The 17968-nt window shown below is 62.3% G+C and carries 17 protein-coding genes; 7 read left to right on the plus strand and 10 right to left on the minus strand.

Annotated elements, in window-relative coordinates; genetic code table 11:
- Positions 1 to 45: 45 nt before the first annotated feature.
- The gene (gene groES / locus IEY43_RS12250; protein ID WP_013349608.1) at positions 46 to 342 is read right to left on the minus strand and encodes a co-chaperone GroES; all 297 of its coding nucleotides are present in this window, start codon (positions 340 to 342) and stop codon (positions 46 to 48) included.
- Between the two features lie 173 nt (positions 343 to 515).
- Positions 516 to 1964 carry an amino acid permease gene (locus IEY43_RS12255; RefSeq protein WP_188948885.1) on the minus strand — a complete coding sequence of 483 codons (1449 nt, stop codon included), beginning with the start codon at positions 1962 to 1964 and terminating at the stop codon, positions 516 to 518.
- Positions 1965 to 2723: 759 nt separating this feature from the next.
- On the opposite strand from IEY43_RS12255, the gene IEY43_RS12260 reads away from it, so the two are divergent.
- From IEY43_RS12260 to IEY43_RS12270, 3 genes are all read left to right on the plus strand, one after another.
- On the plus strand, positions 2724 to 3254 hold the full coding sequence (locus IEY43_RS12260; RefSeq protein ID WP_188948886.1) for a hypothetical protein: 531 nt from the start codon (positions 2724 to 2726) through the stop codon (positions 3252 to 3254).
- A gap of 104 nt (positions 3255 to 3358) precedes the next feature.
- Positions 3359 to 4600, plus strand: coding sequence for a THUMP-like domain-containing protein (locus tag IEY43_RS12265; RefSeq protein ID WP_188948887.1), 1242 nt, complete (start codon positions 3359 to 3361; stop codon positions 4598 to 4600).
- Positions 4601 to 4768: 168 nt separating this feature from the next.
- Positions 4769 to 5917: a glutamate--cysteine ligase gene (locus IEY43_RS12270; protein ID WP_188948888.1), complete on the plus strand. Its 1149-nt coding sequence runs from the start codon at positions 4769 to 4771 to the stop codon at positions 5915 to 5917.
- Positions 5918 to 6112: 195 nt separating this feature from the next.
- On the opposite strand, the gene tsaD is transcribed toward IEY43_RS12270, so the two are convergent.
- The 7 genes from tsaD to coaA form a co-directional block, all read right to left on the minus strand.
- Positions 6113 to 7186, minus strand: coding sequence for a tRNA (adenosine(37)-N6)-threonylcarbamoyltransferase complex transferase subunit TsaD (gene tsaD, locus IEY43_RS12275; RefSeq protein ID WP_188948889.1), 1074 nt, complete (start codon positions 7184 to 7186; stop codon positions 6113 to 6115).
- The gene (rimI, locus tag IEY43_RS12280) at positions 7183 to 7674 is read right to left on the minus strand and encodes a ribosomal protein S18-alanine N-acetyltransferase (RefSeq protein WP_188948890.1); all 492 of its coding nucleotides are present in this window, start codon (positions 7672 to 7674) and stop codon (positions 7183 to 7185) included. The genes tsaD and rimI overlap by 4 nt, the downstream gene beginning before the upstream one ends.
- Positions 7671 to 8363 carry a tRNA (adenosine(37)-N6)-threonylcarbamoyltransferase complex dimerization subunit type 1 TsaB gene (gene tsaB / locus IEY43_RS12285; protein WP_188948891.1) on the minus strand — a complete coding sequence of 231 codons (693 nt, stop codon included), beginning with the start codon at positions 8361 to 8363 and terminating at the stop codon, positions 7671 to 7673. Before tsaB ends, rimI begins: the two co-directional genes overlap by 4 nt.
- The gene (gene tsaE / locus IEY43_RS12290; RefSeq protein ID WP_188948892.1) at positions 8356 to 8934 is read right to left on the minus strand and encodes a tRNA (adenosine(37)-N6)-threonylcarbamoyltransferase complex ATPase subunit type 1 TsaE; all 579 of its coding nucleotides are present in this window, start codon (positions 8932 to 8934) and stop codon (positions 8356 to 8358) included. The genes tsaB and tsaE overlap by 8 nt, the downstream gene beginning before the upstream one ends.
- Complete coding sequence (alr, locus tag IEY43_RS12295) at positions 8927 to 10081, minus strand: alanine racemase (protein WP_188948893.1); 1155 nt, start codon at positions 10079 to 10081, stop codon at positions 8927 to 8929. The genes tsaE and alr overlap by 8 nt, the downstream gene beginning before the upstream one ends.
- Before the next feature lie 201 nt (positions 10082 to 10282).
- Positions 10283 to 10675 carry a large conductance mechanosensitive channel protein MscL gene (gene mscL, locus IEY43_RS12300; RefSeq protein ID WP_188948894.1) on the minus strand — a complete coding sequence of 131 codons (393 nt, stop codon included), beginning with the start codon at positions 10673 to 10675 and terminating at the stop codon, positions 10283 to 10285.
- Between the two features lie 95 nt (positions 10676 to 10770).
- Positions 10771 to 11730, minus strand: a complete 960-nt coding sequence (coaA, locus tag IEY43_RS12305; RefSeq protein ID WP_188948895.1) for a type I pantothenate kinase — start codon at positions 11728 to 11730, stop codon at positions 10771 to 10773.
- A gap of 169 nt (positions 11731 to 11899) precedes the next feature.
- On the opposite strand from coaA, the gene glmS reads away from it, so the two are divergent.
- The 3 genes from glmS to IEY43_RS12320 all read left to right on the plus strand — a co-directional run bounded on the left by glmS (position 11900) and on the right by IEY43_RS12320 (position 15818).
- Positions 11900 to 13771, plus strand: coding sequence for a glutamine--fructose-6-phosphate transaminase (isomerizing) (glmS, locus tag IEY43_RS12310; protein WP_188948896.1), 1872 nt, complete (start codon positions 11900 to 11902; stop codon positions 13769 to 13771).
- A 100-nt stretch (positions 13772 to 13871) separates the two neighbouring features.
- Complete coding sequence (locus IEY43_RS12315; protein ID WP_188948897.1) at positions 13872 to 14225, plus strand: holo-ACP synthase; 354 nt, start codon at positions 13872 to 13874, stop codon at positions 14223 to 14225.
- A 144-nt stretch (positions 14226 to 14369) separates the two neighbouring features.
- Positions 14370 to 15818, plus strand: coding sequence for an NAD(P)H-hydrate dehydratase (locus IEY43_RS12320; RefSeq protein ID WP_188948898.1), 1449 nt, complete (start codon positions 14370 to 14372; stop codon positions 15816 to 15818).
- Positions 15819 to 15833: 15 nt separating this feature from the next.
- On the opposite strand, the gene IEY43_RS12325 is transcribed toward IEY43_RS12320, so the two are convergent.
- Positions 15834 to 17009, minus strand: a complete 1176-nt coding sequence (locus IEY43_RS12325) for a glycosyltransferase (protein WP_188948899.1) — start codon at positions 17007 to 17009, stop codon at positions 15834 to 15836.
- Positions 17010 to 17103: 94 nt separating this feature from the next.
- Here IEY43_RS12325 and IEY43_RS12330 point away from each other — a divergent pair, with 94 nt between their 5' ends.
- Positions 17104 to 17967: a glycosyltransferase family 2 protein gene (locus tag IEY43_RS12330; RefSeq protein WP_188948900.1), complete on the plus strand. Its 864-nt coding sequence runs from the start codon at positions 17104 to 17106 to the stop codon at positions 17965 to 17967.
- The last annotated feature ends 1 nt before the right edge of the window (position 17968 follow it).

Below are 17968 nucleotides of genomic sequence, written 5' to 3' on the forward strand. Positions count from 1 at the left end.
AGCGCCGTGGGCGGTGGAAAGCTAGCGGATGCCGCGAGGTTGGCGTTACTTTACGACGACTGCCAGAACGTCGCGAGCCGAGAGCACCAGGTACTCCTCGTTGCCGACCTTGACCTCGGTTCCGCCGTACTTCGAGTACAGGACTACGTCGCCTTCGGCTACGTCCAGCGGGATGCGGTTGCCGTTGTCGTCGATGCGGCCTGGGCCTACTGCGACAACGGTGCCTTCCTGCGGCTTTTCCTTGGCGGAGTCCGGAATTACCAGGCCCGAAGCGGTGGTGGTGACGGCTTCGACCTGCTTGATGACAATGCGGTCTTCGAGCGGCTTGATGGAGACAGACATGGTCTCTCCTTTTCGTGTATGAACCAATGGTGTAGGGGTGCGCCCTACTGGCATTGGACCAACCGTCGTCGCGGTGCCAGTTGGTGGTATCCAGTCAGGCGGTGTGGCGTGCCGCTGGCATGCCACCCACACATGACTTTAGGACGATTATTAGCACTCGGTCAAGGCGAGTGCTAACGAATCGCCGAGTTCCCCGCCCTGGTTCGCGCAGAGCGCACCTTGGCTGATTCCTCGATGTCTTCCGGAGCGGACAGATCCATCTCCATCAATGGGACGACCCGTGATTTGGTCACGAGCCTGTGGATGAGCCAAAGCCCCAGGAAGAGCGGCAAGCCGATGTAGGCGGAGAGCACTTCAAGCCCGCGGCCGGCGAGCACTGCTTCATAGTTCTGCCCCGCAATGACCGCAATCAGCATGACGAAGGCAAGCAACGGACCCAGCGGGAAGAACGGGGCACGGTACGGCAGGTCCGACACGGCGTACCCCTGCGCCAGATAGCCGCGGCGGAAACGGTAATGGGATACCGCGATGCCCACCCAGACAATGAATCCGCACAGACCCGAGACGTTGAGCAGCCAGGCATAGGCTGCGCCCTGACCGACCAGCGCGGTAAGGAATCCGAAGAGCCCCACGCCTGCGGTGGCGAACAATGCAGCCATGGGCACACCGCGGGAGTTGGTGCGGCCGAAGATCTTCGGGGCCTTGCCGTCATGGGCCATGGCATAAAGCATGCGGGTCGAGGCGTAGAGGCCGGAGTTGCCAGCGGAGAGGATTGCGGTGAGGATGACGGCGTTCATCGCGGCCGCGGCGAAGGCGATGCCGGCGCGCTCGAAGACCATGGTGAACGGCGAGGATGCCACGTCGGCTTCGCCGCTGGAGAGCAGGCTGGGGTCCGCGAACGGGATCAGGCAGCCGATGATGAAGATGGCGCCAATGTAGAAAAGCATGATGCGCCAGAAGACGTTGCGGATGGCTTTGGGGATTTCACGGCGCGGATCCTTGGCTTCTCCAGCGGCCACTCCGACCAGTTCGGTGCCTTGGAAGGAGAACCCGGCGATCATAAAGACGGCCATGATCGAGATCCATCCCCCATGGAAGACATCCTGGCCTTCCCGCCAGTTGGCCAGCGGATCGGTGTGGTCGCCCAGGATGCCGAAGATCATCAAGACGCCAGCCACGAGAAAAGCGATGACAGTGACGACCTTGATCAGCGCGAGCCAGAACTCGCCTTCACCGAAAGCCTTGGCGGACAGGGCGTTCAGTGCGGTCAGCACGAAGAGGAAACCGCCGGCCCAGACCCAGCCAGGAACATCAGGGAGCCAAAAGCTCATGACGATACCGGCGGCCACCAACTCGGCCGCCACGGTGATGGCCCAGTTGAACCAGTAGTTCCAGCCGATGGCGAACCCGAAGGAGGGCGAGACAAAACGAGTGGCATAGGTCTGGAAGGAACCGGCCACCGGGATCTTTGCGGTCATCTCCCCCAGCGACTGCATGAGCAGGTACACCATGAGTCCCACTGCAGCATAGGCAACGAGCGCTCCACCCGGTCCCGCTTGGGCGATAGTGCCGCCGGAGGCCACGAACAACCCAGTGCCGATGGAACCGCCAATGGCGATCATCTGCAGATGCCGGCTGCTGAGCTGTCGCTTGAGCTTGTGTACCGTTGCATCGCTTGGCGTTGATTCCGCAGCAGGGACGGGGCCTCGTTGCGCCGTCGGCTGGCGTGTAGTTGTCTGCCTTAGTTTCATCACAGGTGACATACAACACTACGAAACCCCTCGGATGCGATGTGGAACACTCGCCAATTTACTGACAGTAAAACTCGTGGCCGGGGTTCCCAACGAACGCCTGCCCACCAAAATGGGAGCGTGGCTCCAGCACACTAAACCTCAAAGGCGGATATTCCGTGGAATGATTTCTAAGCGCAGAGAAGGATTAGTCTTTATCACTCCTCAGGTCGCGTTGAATCAGGAAACCTAAGCCTCACGGGATTTCCAAAATTGCCTGATCGATTGAGTGAGCCCAATGAATCGTTGCCCGCGCTCGACTGAAGGCCTCACCAAGAACGCTCAAAGAAATCTCGGAAAGTTCGAATATGACGCAAATGTGACATTAAGCAACCCACCGAGCTGGCACAACCTATTACTAGTCCTTCGAATCTGGAAGTCCTGCCACAGCCACGTGGCGCCCCTCACGGTGCACAACGCCGAGCGCAGGTTCAGATTGGATATTGACGATGCGATGCAATAGCTGCCACCACAGGACTCATTCGGCTGTTCACGGTTAGAGCGCTTGGCAAGCGGTCACGTAAGATTCTCCGCAACGATGCTGACCAGTAGATTTCTTGTCGAGCATCCGCGTTAGACGAGGAAAGTGAAATGTTCAGTCACCGACAAATGGCTGCAGGCCTCATGGCAGGGGCATGCCTGGTTCTGACGGCGTGCGCGCCCACGGGTGTGCAACTGAAAACCCAAACCGAGGCGTCATCGATGGTCTGTGCACCATCGGACGAGCAAGGGCGACTGGCCATTGCGCAGGTACATGTCCAAGCGGACGGCTCAGACCCTGCACTCATACGTGCCGTGACACTCCAGCATTCCGACAACGTTCGAATTGAGGGCTTCGGAGTTATTGAGGATGGCAAGGACGGCTTTCGCGGTGTCTTGCTGCCTTCGGATGCCCAGATTTCGGATAACCATGAAGTGCCCGCGGGCGAAAACGCCACTATCCAACTCACAGTGGCATTGATAGATCCTCTCAAATCAGGAGTGATCGAGTCCGTAAATCTGGAATATGACAGTCCAAGGTGGACAGGTAGCGAGACGGTATCCGCGGGACTGAGTGCACAGGTATTTCCTGTAGGTGACAAGACACCGAAAGGCAGCATGTGCGACAAGTCTGAAGGGTAGTCGCTACCTCATGGGATCACCTTGTACCAGCGAGCCTCTCGCCCCACTCCGCCTGGCAGCAGTCCGGAACGATACTGACCACCAAACCCAGATAGTCTTGGAGCATGGCTCAGGCTTCCAATGACTCAACACTCAATGAACAATTTGCCGCACTCTTGTCGGCCGACGGCTGGAGTCTTCTCTCGACCATCGACCCGTCCATGGTGTCCACCAAGGACGCGGCGTGGACGCTGAATGAGAAGCTGCGCAAGGACGGGCACGACGCACAGGTCATCCGCGCGGTCATCGCCCAAGCAGAACTGAGGTACCGGGCCAGGGTGAAATTCGGCCCTTTCGCCGATTCGCTGATCTTCACTCCGGCTGGTTTGGAACAGGCTACGCGGCTGACCATCGCCGGGCTTCACGCGCGCCGGTTTACCTCGGCAGGCTGCACCCACGTAGCCGATCTTGGTTGCGGAATTGGCACCGATTCAATCGCCTTGGCCAGCGCGGGCCTGCAAGTCACCGCCGTGGAAAAAGATGAAACCACAGCAGCTGCCACCACGCTGAACCTGATGCCGTTCGAGAACGCCAAGGTAGTCCACGGCAGTGCCGAGGAAACCAACCTGACCGGAATCGACGGCGTCTGGCTGGACCCTGCCCGCCGCACCGATCAGGCAGGAAGCACCCGCCGCCTCTTTGACCCCGAAGCTTTCTCCCCTCCCCTGTCCTTCGTCGAGAAGCTTGTCGACGATGGCAAGGATGTCGGGGTCAAGCTCGGCCCGGGCCTGCCGCACGATGCCATTCCCGGTACCGCCGAGGCCGTATGGATCTCAGACCACGGCTCGGTCATCGAAGCATGCCTGTGGTTCGGTCGGCTCAAGCGTGAAGGCATCGCCCGCGCCGCGCTGGTGATCGACAAGGACGGCGCGCACGAATTGACAAGTCCTGTGGTGGCGCAGGCTGATGTGCCGTCGCCAGTGGGTGAGCTCGAAGCACATGTCTACGAACCCGATGGCGCAGTCATCCGCTCGCATCTGATTTCCGCGTTGCTGGAGTCCACCGGCGGGCACCTGCTTGACGAGCACATTGCCTACTTCACCCATGCGAAGCAGATCTCCACTCCCTTCGCGCGTGGATACAAGGTCGTGGCAGTCCACGATTACAACGTGAAGAAGCTGCGCAGCTGGGTCAAGGCCAACGGCATCGGCACCCTGGATATCAAGAAGCGCGGTGTGGACGTGACTCCTGAAGAGCTGCGTCGGATCCTGCTTGCGGGCTCGCCCAAGAGCGCCAAGAACAAGGCAACGCTCATCCTGGCTCGCCTTGGCGACAAGCGCGTAGCATTCGAGGTACAGCCCCACTAACCACGTGTTTGTTACATGCAATCTGCGGCCGTTGATGCAGTGAGCTGACAAACCCCGCGCACCAAATACAATGGTTATGGTTATCCTCCAATCGGGTGTGGGGTACACCGGTTTCTATACATGCCGGTTCAGGCCCTGTCTGGATCGACCTTGCAATGAAGGAGTTCCGTGCAGAAGATCGAATTTGCCGACTCAGCCCAGTCCACCATCGGTGTCGAATGGGAAATTGCGCTCGTTGACCACGACACTGCTGATCTGTGTTCCGTCGCCGAGAAGGTGCTGTGCAAGCTCAAGGATGATGCCGGGATCCCGCATGAGGAAGAGCACCCGACTATCAAGCCGGAACTTCTGTTGAACACGGTGGAGATCGTCACCGGCGTTCACCACACCGTCGCCGAGGCCGCGGCAGAACTGCGCGAAAACGTCCGTACCCTCAGCGAAGTCACGACTCCGATGGGCGTGGACCTGTACTGCGCCGGCTCGCACCCATTCGCTGCGCCCACATCCCAGCCTGTGACCGACAAAGAACGCTACGCAAACCTGATCGACCGGACACAGTGGTGGGGACGACAAATGGTGATCTACGGTGTGCATGTGCATGTGGGCCTGGATGACCGCGAAAAGGCCCTGCCGATCACCGACGGACTGGTCAACTACCAGCCGCATTTCCAAGCTCTCAGCGCGTCCAGCCCTTACTGGGGTGGCGAGGACACGGGCTACGCGTCGCAGCGCGCCCTGATGTTCCAGCAGCTTCCCACCGCTGGAATCCCGTTTCATTTCAATACCTGGTCGGAGTACGAATCGTACGTCGCCGACATGCTGTACACGGGCGTCATCGACGATATCTCGGAGATCCGCTGGGATGTTCGTCCGGTGGCGCGCCTCGGCACCGTAGAAATGCGGATCTGCGACGGCATGAGCTCTCTGGAAGATATCAGCGCCATCACTGCCCTAACCCAATGCTTGGTACACGACATGTCGTTGAGCCTTGAAGCCGGAAACAAAATCCCGGTCATGCCTGACTGGTACCGAGTCGAAAATAAATGGCGCGCAGCGCGCTACGGTCTGGACGCCATCATCATTCTCAACGCCCAGGGCGATGAAATGCTTGTCAGCGATCATTTGCGTAGCGAAGTGAAGAGATTGATGCCAATAGCTGAACAGCTGGGTTGTGCGGACGAGTTGCAGGGCATCATCCGTTTAATCGAACGCGGTGCTGAATATCAGCTACAGCGAGAGGTGTTTGCCGCGTCAGGGGGCGATTTCCGCGAAATCGTCAGGACTAATGTCAGCCGAATGCTCACACAAACTAACTGACCGATTCGTGGCTGTGGAGCTACGATTCCAACACCTGCTGGGCCCGCTCACCGATGCATGAAAATCTTGCTGCCAAATAATAAGGCAATTCTCCAAAATTGAAGGTGCCGTGCATTATTCAATGCACGGCACCTTCAGCGTATCGGATCCAGCCCCCGAAATATCTACCCGGCAGCAGTCCTGAACTGCGAATTCCTAATGCGTCAGCACAATCTGTGTCACCGGCTGTGAGGAGTCGGTCGCGAATTCCAGGCCTGATGGCTTTGCACCATCAGCAACCAATTGCGCACCAAGAGCGGCAACCATGCCGCCGTTGTCCGTACACAGGCTGAACGGCGGCACAACCAAAGCAATGCCAGCCGAAGCGCACCGAGCAGCCAGCAGTTCGCGCAGCCGTGTATTTGCGGCTACTCCCCCGCCCAGCAGGACGGTGGTCAGGTTGTTCTCGACCATTGCACGAACAGCTTTGGAGGTAATGACGTCGACGACAGCTTCCTGGAAGGACGCGGCGATGTCGGCCACTGGGATCGGCTCCCCCGCGGCTTCGAAGTGCTCGACGCAGCGCGCCACCGCGGTCTTGAGGCCAGAGAACGAGAAGTTGTTTCGGTGCTTGCCGGGGTTCTCTGCGCTGCCGACGAATTTCGGCAGCGACAGGCCGCGCGGGAAACGGAACGCCTTGCGGTCCCCGTCCTTGGCGGCCTTGTCGATGGCGGGGCCACCCGGGTAGCCAAGACCCAGCAGGCGGGCGACCTTGTCGTAGGCTTCGCCGGCGGCGTCGTCAATGGTCGAGCCCAGCAGCTGCACATCCTTGGTCAGCGAGGTGACTTTCAGGATCTCGGTGTGGCCGCCGGATACCAGCAGCGCGCCAAAGGTCGGGGGCAGCACGGTGCCTTCCAGCACGCCGACGCCCACGTGGGCGACCAGGTGATTGATGCCGTACAGCGGCTTGCCAGTGGCCAGCGCCAGTGCCTTGGCGGCAGAGACACCTACCATCAGCGCACCGGCCAGCCCCGGTCCGCTGGTCACTGCAATGGCGTCGATGTCATCGAGCGTCAGTTTCGCGGTATCCAGGGCTTGCTGCAGGGTGGGCACGAAGGCTTCCAGGTGGGCACGGGCGGCGATCTCCGGGATCACGCCGCCGAAGCGCACGTGCTCGTCCATGGAGCTGGAGACGGCGTTGGCCAGCAGCTGGGTGCCGCGCACGATGCCGACACCGGTTTCATCGCAGGAGGATTCGATTCCCAGTACTACCGGTTCTTTCGTGCTCATGCGGTGGGTTCCTCTTTTTCCTGCGTACGTTCTTCCTGCAGTGCATCCAGCTGTAGTCTCATGATCAGTGCGTCCACGCCGCCCTTGTAGTAGCGTGCGCGCCGGTGGATGGTGGTGAATCCCAGGGATTCATACAGTGCAATGGCAGTCGGATTGTCGAAGCGGACTTCCAGCATGACATCCAGAGCCTTGGACTCCCGTGCGGTGTCGATCAACAGGTTCATGAGTTTCCGGCCCAATCCCTGTCCTTGGTACGCCGGATCAATGGCGATGGTCTGCACATCGCTGATGGGCAGCACGGTGCACAAGCCCGCGTAGCCGACGACCTTGCCCTGGTCTTCGTAAACCCAGTAGTTGCGGGTTTCGTGCTGGGCCAGCTCGGATTCGAAGGCGGCCACCGGCCAGGCATCCTCGGGGAACAGCCGTGTTTCCAGCTGGTGCACTTCGGAGATGTCGGCGCTGGTCATGGGGCGCAGTTCGACGCTCATGCCGTGGCTTCCTTGGCCTGCGCCTGCTTCATAAAGGCCGGCACCTGAGCATCAGACTCGCGCAGATACTGCGGGGCGGTATTGGACAGGTCCTTGCCGGCGGCCAGGTCCTTGAGGCCATGCTTGGCCAGGTACGCGGACTCGGCGATCCATGCAAAGGACTCGGGCTGCGGGGCGGCGCCGGCTTCGCGCAGGGCTTCCTCGTAGATCCCGGCGCCCACGCCGTACACCGGCAGTGCCGGCAGGGTCGCGGCGGCGGCCACGTGCGGGCCATCCGTCAAGGCTCCCTGGCGGTTGTACGTGGCCCAGTACACTTCCTTGCGGCGTGCGTCCGAAGCCACGATGAATTCTTCCGGAATCTCGTCCAGCTCCAGCACCCGTTCGGCGAGCGCATGCAGCGACATCACGCCGTGCACCGGAACCTGCCAGACAAAGCCGAAGGTGCGTGCCGCGACCAGTCCCACGCGCAGGCCGGTGAACGGGCCGGGGCCGACGCCCACGATGACGCCTGCCAGCTCCGGGCCCTGCTGGCCGTGGTCGGCCATGAGGTCGCGGACGTAACCGGCCAGGGTTTCGGTCTGGTCATTGCCCTTGGGCGACGTATGGGCGGCGATGACCGCTCCGGTGTCCGCATCGATCAGCGCGACCGATGCGTGGGCGGAGGTGTCGATGGACAGGTAGTTAGGCATGTAGCTCTCCGGTGTGCACGGCATCAAGCAACGTGCTCTTCAGATGTTCAAAGGCTGGTTCGTCCCAGCGCGGGCCGATGGCCTTGAGGGTGAACAGGCGTGGTTCGTCCAGGTCCGCTTCTTCTTCCCAGGGGTTAACGGCCGGCTTCTCCGCGGCGGCGGTGAGCGCTTCGCGGTCCAGTTGCAGTTCCAGGCGGGAGTCGGTCAGGTGCTCGACCTTGCCCAGTCCCCACTCGACCACGGTGACCGATTCGGCCAGCGTGGATTCCAGGTCCAGGGTGTCCACGTCGTTCTGGTCCTTGAGCCGGTAGGCGTCCACGTGGATCAGCCCGGGGCCCTCGACCAGCGAGGGATGCTGGCGGGCGAGCACGAAGGTCGGGGAAATGATTCCCTCGCGGACCTTCAGTCCCACACCCAGCGACTGGGTCAGGGTGGTCTTCCCCGCACCCAGGGCGCCGGTGAGGATCAGCAGGTCCCCGGCCCGCAGCTGGGTACCCAGTGCGGTGCCCAGCGCTTCGGTGGCGGCGAGATCGGTCAGTTGTACGGTGAATTCCTTGGCGGTCTCACTCACCGGCTTCTCCCCAGCTGCCCTGGACGTAGTAGCGCGGCACGCGCGGGGAGATGCGGGTGACGACCTCGTAGTTGATGGTGTTCGCGGCGTAGGCCCAGGTGTTGACGCTCTGGCCGCCCTCGCCGAAAATGATGGCCTCGGCACCCAGGAAGTCCGCCGGGTCAACGTCCGGGCCCAGGTCGATGACGCACTGGTCCATGGCGATGCGGCCGCGCACCGGGTAGGTCTTGCCGTTGATGGTCACCGGGGCTCCGGTGGCGATGCGCGGCAGGCCGTCGGCGTAGCCCAGCGGGATCAGGCCCAGGTAGGTCTCCGCAGCGGTGTGGTAGCTCAACCCGTAGGAGACACCCTGGTTCAGCGGGACCTTCTTGACGTTGGCCACACGGGTCACCAGTTTCATGGCCGGGCGCAGGCCGAAGGAGTCCGGGGATTCGTTCTCGAAGGGGCTCAGGCCGTAGAGGCCCAGGCCCAGGCGTACCAGTTCGTGGTGAGAGTCCGGGCGGGAGAGGATGCCCGGGGTGTTGGCGATGTGGCGCACTTCCAGGTCGAAGCCCGCGGCTTCCACCAGGGCGATGGCTTCGTCGAAGACGGCCAGCTGCATGTCGGTTTCCGGGCGCTCGGGCTCATCGGCCACGGCCAGGTGGGAGAAGACCCCGACCACGCGCAGCAGTCCGGCTTCCTGGTACTCGCTGGCACGCTGCAACAGGCTTGGCAGGTCTGCCATGGTGGAGCCGTTGCGGCCCAGTCCGGTGTCCACCTTCAGGTGGATGCGGGCGGGGGCCTGCAGCCGCCGGGCGGCCGCCGCGATGGCGTCAAGGTCCCAGCCGGAGACACCGAGGTCTATACCGGCTTCGATGGCGTCGTCAAACGGGGTGTCCTGGGTGTGCAGCCAGGCGAGCATCGGGGCATCGAGCCCGGCTTCGCGCAGTGCGAGTGCTTCGGTGACGTGAGCGCAGCCAACCCAGCCGGCGCCGGCTTCCAGCGCCGCGGTGGCGACCTGCAGGGCGCCGTGCCCGTACCCGTCCGCCTTGACGACGGCCATGACCGCGGCCGGGGCGACAAGGTCGACTACCTGCTTGACGTTGTTGCGGATCGCTGAGAGATCGATGACTGCTCGGCGTTCCCACGGGGCGGAGGTCGAGGGCATTATCGCGGCAGTGTCATTGCTTTGCTCAAGTGCTTCAGAGTTCACCGTTCCATCTTCCCACTTTTCGTCTTTTCATGCCGTCATCTCCCCCGTGCCCCGAGGTGCATCACCCTGTGGTGTTAAATTCGTGGGGCGGGCTGCCCGGCCCCGAAGGTCTGGCGGCCCGCCCCTGAAAGCGAGTGATGATGACGCTGAAGGTTGCTAACGCAGAGACTTGATCTCGTCGCGGATCTGTTCCAGCAGAGCCAGCTGCGGATCCGGTTCCGGCTCTTCTTCCTCGATGCCTCGGTGGCGCTTCAAGGCCTCAGTTGCCTTGTTCATTGGCATGACCAGCACGAAGTACACGGCGGCGGCGATGAGCAGGAAGTTGACCAGAGCGGTAATGAATACGCCAACCTTGATGTCCACCCCGTCAATGGTGAAGAGCAGGAAGCCATCAAAGTTCGGGGACCCGACCAGCGCTGCAATCAACGGCATCAGCACGTTGTCCACCAGCGCGGTCACTACGGCGCCGAAAGCTGCACCGATCACCACGGCAACGGCCAGATCGACGACGTTGCCCTTCATAATAAAATCGCGGAAACCCTTAAGCATGGGTCGATCATACACAGGCATTTCTCAGTTCGACAGGATATCGGCTACCCGAATTCGACTTGTTCGATAAAATCACACGTACTGTTAACGGCGGGTTAGATCTTGCGCAACAGCATCCGGCGCACCGAATGATCGGCCGCCTTGCGCAGTACCAGCTGGGCGCGTCCACGGGTAGGCAGCACGTTTTCCTTGAGATTCGGGGCGTTGATGCGCGACCAGATGTCATGGGCGGTAGTGCGCGCTTCCTCGTCGGTGAGCTTCGCATAGCGATGGAAATAGGAAGCTGGATCCGAGAAGGCACCGGAGCGCAGGTTCATGAAGCGGCGGATGTACCACTCCTCGATGTACTGGGTCTTGGCATCCACGTAGACACTGAAATCGAAGAAGTCGCTCAGCGCCAGACCCACGGTTCCGTCCGAGCGGGTACGTGCCGGCTGGAGTACGTTCAGGCCTTCGACAATCAGCACCTGCGGCGAGCGCACGTACTGCCGCTGGCCGGGAATGATGTCATAGGTCAGGTGCGAGTACACCGGGGCGCTGACTTCCGGCACGCCCGACTTCACTGCGGAGACGAAACGCAGCAGCGCACGGCGGTCATAGGATTCCGGGAAGCCCTTGCGCTGCATGATGCCGCGGCGCTCCAGTTCGGCATTGGAATACAAGAAGCCGTCGGTGGTGATCAGCTGGACGTCAGGGGTTTCGGGCCAGCGGCGCAGCATTTCCCGCAGCACACGTGCGGTGGTGGACTTGCCCACTGCCACCGAACCGGCCACGCCGATCACGAACGGGGTCCGCCGGGTCTGCTCCCCCAGGAAGGTCGTGGTCGCCCGATGGGTCGCTCCCGCCCCCTCGACATACAGGGACAGCAGGCGGCTGAGTGGAAGGTACACGTCACGCACTTCCTGCAGGTCCAGGGAGTCGCCCAAGCCGCGAAGGCGCTCGATATCGTCCTGATTCAGCGGCTGTTCCATCTGGTTGGAAAGCCGTGCCCAGGTTTCGCGTTCGAGGTCTACGAAAGGCGTAACTGTTGATTCGAGTGTGTCGTGTGGTTCCACGAGGACAAATTCTGCCAACAACTAGTGCCACAACCCAAATAACTCTGATTTAACACTCGGGCGGTCGTCGCCGCTGCCGCGCGCCAAGGTGACCTATCGCACAGCTTTTTTTGAGTGCTCTGCCACGATTAGTTCCATCGTTTGACCATGAGCCGGTAGTCTTTTTTTCATGTGCGGAATTGTAGGATATGCAGGAACCTCAAGCGCGAACGCCGACCACGGCGCCCTTGACGTTCTGATTGAAGGCTTGCGCCGATTGGAATACCGAGGCTACGACTCTGCCGGTGTAGCAGTCGTCGCTGACGGTGCTATTCATTCCAGGAAAAAGGCCGGCAAGCTGGTCAACCTGGAGAACGAGATTGCCGAGGATCCACTGCCGGCATCCATGACCGGTATCGGCCATACCCGCTGGGCAACCCACGGCGGTCCGAGCGACGGAAACGCCCACCCACACCTGGCCGACGGCGGCAAGCTGGCCATGATCCACAACGGCATCATCGAGAACTTCGCCAGCATCAAGGCCGAGCTGTTGGCCGACGGCGTCCAGTTCCTTTCCGAGACCGACACCGAAGTTGCTGCCGCCTTGCTGGGCAAGGTGTACGCCAACGGTGCCGAGGGCGATTTGACCCGTGCCATGCAGCTGGCTGTACAGCGCCTCGAAGGCGCTTTCACCCTGCTGGCAGTCCACCAGGACCACCCGGGCGTGGTCGTGGCAGCACGCCGTAACTCGCCGCTGGTGCTCGGCTTGGGCGACGGCGAGAACTTCCTGGGTTCGGACGTTTCCGGCTTCATCGACTTCACCCGTCGTGCCGTGGAACTGGGCCAGGACCAGATCGTGACCATTACCCCGGATGCCCATTCCATCACCGACTTCGACGGCAACCCTGCCGAAGGCAAGGAATTCACCGTCGACTGGGACGCAGCCAGCGCCGAGAAGGGCGGCTTCCCGTCCTTCATGGAGAAGGAAATCTTCGACCAGCCAGCCGCCGTGGCCGACACCCTGCTGGGCCGCTCGGACGCCGAGGGCCGCCTGACCCTGGATGAGCTGCGCATCGATGCCGACGACCTGACCAAGATCAACAAGATCGTTGTGCTTGCCTGCGGTACCAGCGCCTATGCCGGCCAGGTCGCCAAGTACGCCATCGAATCCTGGTGCCGCATCCCCGTGGAGGTGGAGCTTTCCCACGAGTTCCGCTACCGCGAACCGATCGTGGACAAGAAGACCCTGATCGTGTCGATTTCCCAGTCGGGCGAAACCATGGACACCCTGATGGCGGTGCGCTATGCCAAGGAGCAGGGCGCCAAGACCATGTCCATCTGCAACACCAACGGGTCCACCATCCCGCGTGAATCCGATGCCGTGCTGTACACCCATGCAGGTCCGGAGATCGCGGTGGCTTCCACCAAGGCGTTCCTGGCGCAGATCACCGCCACCTACCTGCTCGGCCTGTACCTGGCACAGCTGCGCGGCAACCTGTTCTCCGGCCAGATCAAGGACATTCTGGCAGACCTGGGCAAGATCCCGGCCAAGATCCAGGACATTCTGGACCGCAGCGGGGAGATCAAGGAACTTGCCCGTTCCATGGCCGATGCTTCCTCCGTGCTCTTCCTGGGCCGCCACGTCGGCTACCCGGTCGCCATGGAAGGCGCGCTGAAGCTCAAGGAGATCGCTTACATCCACGCCGAGGGCTTCGCCGCCGGCGAGTTGAAGCACGGCCCGATCGCCCTGATCGACGACGGCCAGCCGGTCTTCGTGGTGGTTCCATCCCCGCGCGGCCGCGACTCGCTGCATGCCAAGGTCGTTTCCAACATCCAGGAAGTCCGCGCCCGCGGCGCCAAGACCCTGGTCATCGCGGAAGACGGCGACGACGCAGTGAAGGACTTCTCCGAGTTCGTGTTCTACGTGCCGGAGACCCCGACCCTGCTGATGCCGCTGCTGGCCACCGTGCCGCTGCAGATCTTCGCCTGCGAGCTGGCAACTGCCAAGGGCTTCGACGTCGATCAGCCACGCAACCTGGCCAAGTCGGTGACCGTGGAGTAATCCACCGGTTTCCTAGCCACGAGCTGCGGGTGTCCTCATGATGGGAGGGCACCCGCAGTTTTTTTATTGCCCCGCGGCGGCTCTGGATAAACTGGGAGGCATGATTGCAGGAATTGGTGTAGACATTGTCGACGTGCCGCGCTTCGGGCGGCAATTGGAAAAGACACCGCGACTGCACGAACGGCTGTTCACCGTGGATGAGCGCGGGCTCCCCCTCCGTTCGCTGGCGGCACGCTTCGCGGCCAAGGAAGCCATCGCCAAGGCCCTCGGTGCGCCGGCGGGAATGAACTGGCAGGACTGCAGCATCATCAAGAACCAAGCCGGGGATCCCCAGATCCATGTCGTCGGGACGGTCGCGGAGGCGAGTGCCCAGCGGGGCATCACCTCCTGGCATCTGAGCCTGTCCCATGACGGCGACATGGCCATTGCGATGGTTGTCGCCGAACGCTCATAACCATCTTTGCGACACGAACTCGAATAAAACCAGCGTTGCAGGTAAAGGATGAGTATTGTTTGATTTATGATCCCCGTCTACAGTCTTGCCCAGGTTCGTGCGGTAGAAGCCCAGGAGATTTCACGGCGCTCTGACGCTGCCCTGATGAAACAGGCAGCCAGCGCATTGGCGGCGGAAGCCGTAGACATGCTCGGCGAACAACCAGTCGCTCCCGGAACTCTGGTAGTAGGCCTGATCGGTCCGGGCAACAACGGCGGGGACGGGCTCTATGCCCTGGCCCAGCTGGAAGACCAAGGCTACGCAACTGCCGCGCTGCAGTGCGGTCCCTCGGTCCACTCCGATGCACTGTCAGTCTACGAATCGGCTGGCGGACGGATTGCGCCATATTCACAGGACAATCAGCCTCTCGCCAATGCAACGCTGATCATCGACGCCCTGTACGGTCTCGGTTACCGCTCCGGAGCAGAATTGCCCCGGATCCCCCGGGGTTCCCGGGTGCTGGCCTGCGACCTGCCATCCGGCCTGAACCCTGAAACCGGCGTCGCCGATGACAAGGTGCTGCTGGCAGAACGGACCGTCACTTTCGGCGCGATGAAGTCCGGCCTGCTGACCGGCGACGGACCGTTGGTCACCGGGGACATTACAGTGGTTCCGCTGGATTTCGATTTCACCGGCCAAGCACCCCGGACGAACCTCATCGACAAGCAGGCGGCCCTGCAGCTGCTTGACGCCCACCGCTCTTGGCGTGATGCCGGGCGCCACAAGTACCAGCGGGGCGTGCTCGGTCTCATCGCAGGCTCGTCACTGTATCCGGGAGCCGCGCAGCTGACCGCCCGGGCAGCGGTGAATTGCGGCGTCGGTCTGCTGCGTACCCATGTGCCGGAGGACATTGCCCCGCTGCTGGCCGTGGCCGTTCCTGAAACCGTTCCGCTGGACGATGACCAGATCCGGGAAGCACTCTCCTCGGCCCGCCGGTACGTGCACGGGCGCGGCGCCAAGATCTCGTCCTGGGCCATCGGGCCCGGCCTGGACAGCCGCACTCCCCCGACCGGCGCGATCGCCGAGGTCTTCGCCAGCCGCCAGCCAGCCGTCATCGACGCGTCGGGGCTGGAGCTCGTGCCCGCTGGCCCCAGCGAGCAGCCACGCGTGCTGACTCCCCACGCCAAGGAATTGCGGATGCTGCTGCGGCGTGCCGGCGTGACCGTCACCATCGAAGAGATCACGGCGGATCCGATCCGCTGGACTCGCTGGGCCGCGCTGTCGTACAACGCAGTTGTCTTGCTCAAGGGGCCGACCAACTACATCGTGGCTCCGGACGGCAGCAGCCTGGTGGTTAGCCATACCGCACCGCAGCTCGCCACGGCTGGCAGCGGCGACGTGCTGACCGGAATCCTGGGCTACTTGCTCTCGGACAGCTCGCTGACCGGCGTGAATGGGGTGCAGACTGTCTCCAACCGCCGCATGATGGAACTGGCCGCGTGCGCCGCGGTCATCCACGGAGAGGCCGGCCGGGCCGCGGCCGCCTGTGGAACCGTCAACGCGTCGCGCCTCATCGAGCTGCTGCCCGGAATCATGAAGCGTTTCGGGTTCTAGCATCCCGATGACCTGCTACCGTCCGGACGCGGTGTGCCCTTGGCGCAGCTCCGGTTCCGGACGCTGGCCGAACCGGCCGGAACCCAGCAGGGATCGATAGAGCCGCAGGTGGGCTACGGCAAGGGCCTCGCGTTGCTCGCGGCGTCCTTGCGCGTCCATCCCCGGGATGTACGGCAGGGAAAGTTGGCGTTGGACCGCGTGGCGTAATGAGTCCGCGTCCACCTGCTCGCCGTCCCAGCGGTAACTGGCCACCGAGGCGTCCTGATCCGAGTAGTAGCCGCAGTCCGGGGCGATGACTGCCGTGCCCGCATCTAGGGCGGCTTCAAGCCATCCGGAGTGCGTGCCGTAGCGGTAAGGCAGGACATTCACGTCGAGACTGCCGAAATAGTCGAACAATTTAGTTTCGCTGAAGTACTCGTGCGCCACGAGATCCCAGCGCCCAGCGTCATGACCTGCCGCCAGGAACTCGGCGAGCGCTTGACGGTATTCCTTGTTCTGCGGGTCCACTACTTGCCGGTGGATATTGACCTGCAGCTTGCACTCCGGCAGGTCCTCCACGATCTGCGCCAACGGCTCGATCACCTGCTCCGACAGGTTGGGCCGCATCTCCTTTAAGTGCACCCCGATTCTACGGACTCGCTGGCGATCTCTGCGTGACTGCATCCGTTGCTCGCGAAGGCGTTCCATGGTGGCGAAGTCGATCACGTGAGGATGCGGCAAGACGTGGCAGCTGCGCCCCCAGCGCTCCGAAATCTCATGCGCCGCCCCTTGAGTCAGGGTGATGAGCGCATCGGCTGCCGGGATCAGCACCTCTAACAGGGCCTCGTGCGCGTGGGGATCCGGCTGGTGCGGATTGATCAGGTCATGCACGGTGTACACCAGGGGTTTGCCGCCGGCGCGAAGCTCGGCTACCGTCTGCCGGAGAGTCTGCGGATCCAAGGCATCGAAACCGAAGTGCATGTGCATGAGATCGAAGCTGTCGCTGTTCTCCCGGATCCAGTCCGGTTCGAGCATGCGCGGCGGCCACCAGGCGGATTGCTGGCTTCGTGGTCCCCCGGCGGGTGCCGGATCCTGCAAGCGCTGCACCATTCCGGCCCGATCCTCGTCGGGCAGCTCGAGATGGCGGATGTAGACCTGGCTGTATGGCACGGAGGCCACGCGGATCAGCGTGGGGATCTTCTGTGAACTCATGGTTTCTCCTGCGGAGATCGTGGTGGGACGGCTACGTTGGGAGGCGGAAGCATCACGTAAGCACGCGGCCCCGCCAGCGTGGAAAGGTTGGAAGATGGCTCTGGATTTCTCGGTTCTGGTAATCGCCCACCAGCGGCACGGGCACCTGCAACGCCTGCTTGACGGGGTGAATCGCAGCGCCCTTCTGCCGGCGGAAATCATCGTCGCCTACATGGACGAGCCCGACCCGGAACCCGTTGAATCCGCACTGCCGGTGACCTCCGTGCACGTGGCCTCGTATCCTGGTGAACAGGGACTGCCTTTGGCCCGGGCCCGGAACCATGCCGCGAAGCACGCGCGAAGCCGGTACCTCGTGTTCCTGGACGTGGACTGCATTCCTGCCCCTGACGCCTTCGGAATCCTGCTTGACTGGCTTCGCCGGCAACCGGTGCTTGCCATGGCCGAACCCCGATACCTCGCCCAGCCTCTGGGCCCCGGGCCTACCCCGGACGCCGAGGAGCTGACCCGTCGTTCCGCATCCCACCATTTGCGCGCCGAACTGCCCATGGATACTCACTGTCAGCGCCATGAAATGTTCTGGTCGCTGGGATTCGGAATCCGCGCCGAGGACTTCGTTCGCCTTGGCGGCTTCTCGACCGGCTATGCCGGCTACGGGGCGGAGGACACGGATTTCGGCTTCAAGGCCCGTGCCTTGGGCTTGCCGGTGGTATTCACGCAGGGCACCGTATTCCATCAGCATCATGGGGTGGTCAAGCCCCCGCTGAACCATTTCGACGATATCATCCAGAATGCACGTACTTTCCGAAATACCTGGCATGGCTGGCCGATGTCCGGTTGGCTGCGGGCTTTCAAAGAGCGCGGCCTGGTCGCATGGGATCCGCAGGGCGAAGACCTGAGGATTCTGCGCCACCCGAGTGCTGAAGAGATCCGCGCCGCGCACAGCATGGATCCCTACTAGG

Origin of the sequence: Glutamicibacter protophormiae (assembly GCF_014647495.1) — a bacterium.
GTDB lineage: Bacteria > Actinomycetota > Actinomycetes > Actinomycetales > Micrococcaceae > Glutamicibacter > Glutamicibacter protophormiae.

Bases quoted from the DNA above. Each gene is read 5' to 3' on its own strand.
- groES (WP_013349608.1), bottom strand. From the start codon at position 342: ATGTCTGTCTCCATCAAGCCGCTCGAAGACCGCATTGTCATCAAGCAG.
- IEY43_RS12255 (WP_188948885.1), bottom strand. From the start codon at position 1,964: ATGATCGCCATTGGCGGTTCCATCGGCACTGGGTTGTTCGTGGCCTCC.
- IEY43_RS12260 (WP_188948886.1), top strand. From the start codon at position 2,724: ATGTTCAGTCACCGACAAATGGCTGCAGGCCTCATGGCAGGGGCATGC.
- IEY43_RS12265 (WP_188948887.1), top strand. From the start codon at position 3,359: ATGGCTCAGGCTTCCAATGACTCAACACTCAATGAACAATTTGCCGCA.
- tsaD (WP_188948889.1), bottom strand. From the start codon at position 7,186: ATGAGCACGAAAGAACCGGTAGTACTGGGAATCGAATCCTCCTGCGAT.
- rimI (WP_188948890.1), bottom strand. From the start codon at position 7,674: ATGAGCGTCGAACTGCGCCCCATGACCAGCGCCGACATCTCCGAAGTG.
- tsaB (WP_188948891.1), bottom strand. From the start codon at position 8,363: ATGCCTAACTACCTGTCCATCGACACCTCCGCCCACGCATCGGTCGCG.
- alr (WP_188948893.1), bottom strand. From the start codon at position 10,081: ATGCCCTCGACCTCCGCCCCGTGGGAACGCCGAGCAGTCATCGATCTC.
- mscL (WP_188948894.1), bottom strand. From the start codon at position 10,675: ATGCTTAAGGGTTTCCGCGATTTTATTATGAAGGGCAACGTCGTCGAT.
- glmS (WP_188948896.1), top strand. From the start codon at position 11,900: ATGTGCGGAATTGTAGGATATGCAGGAACCTCAAGCGCGAACGCCGAC.
- IEY43_RS12315 (WP_188948897.1), top strand. From the start codon at position 13,872: ATGATTGCAGGAATTGGTGTAGACATTGTCGACGTGCCGCGCTTCGGG.
- IEY43_RS12320 (WP_188948898.1), top strand. From the start codon at position 14,370: ATGAAACAGGCAGCCAGCGCATTGGCGGCGGAAGCCGTAGACATGCTC.
- IEY43_RS12325 (WP_188948899.1), bottom strand. From the start codon at position 17,009: ATGAGTTCACAGAAGATCCCCACGCTGATCCGCGTGGCCTCCGTGCCA.
- IEY43_RS12330 (WP_188948900.1), top strand. From the start codon at position 17,104: ATGGCTCTGGATTTCTCGGTTCTGGTAATCGCCCACCAGCGGCACGGG.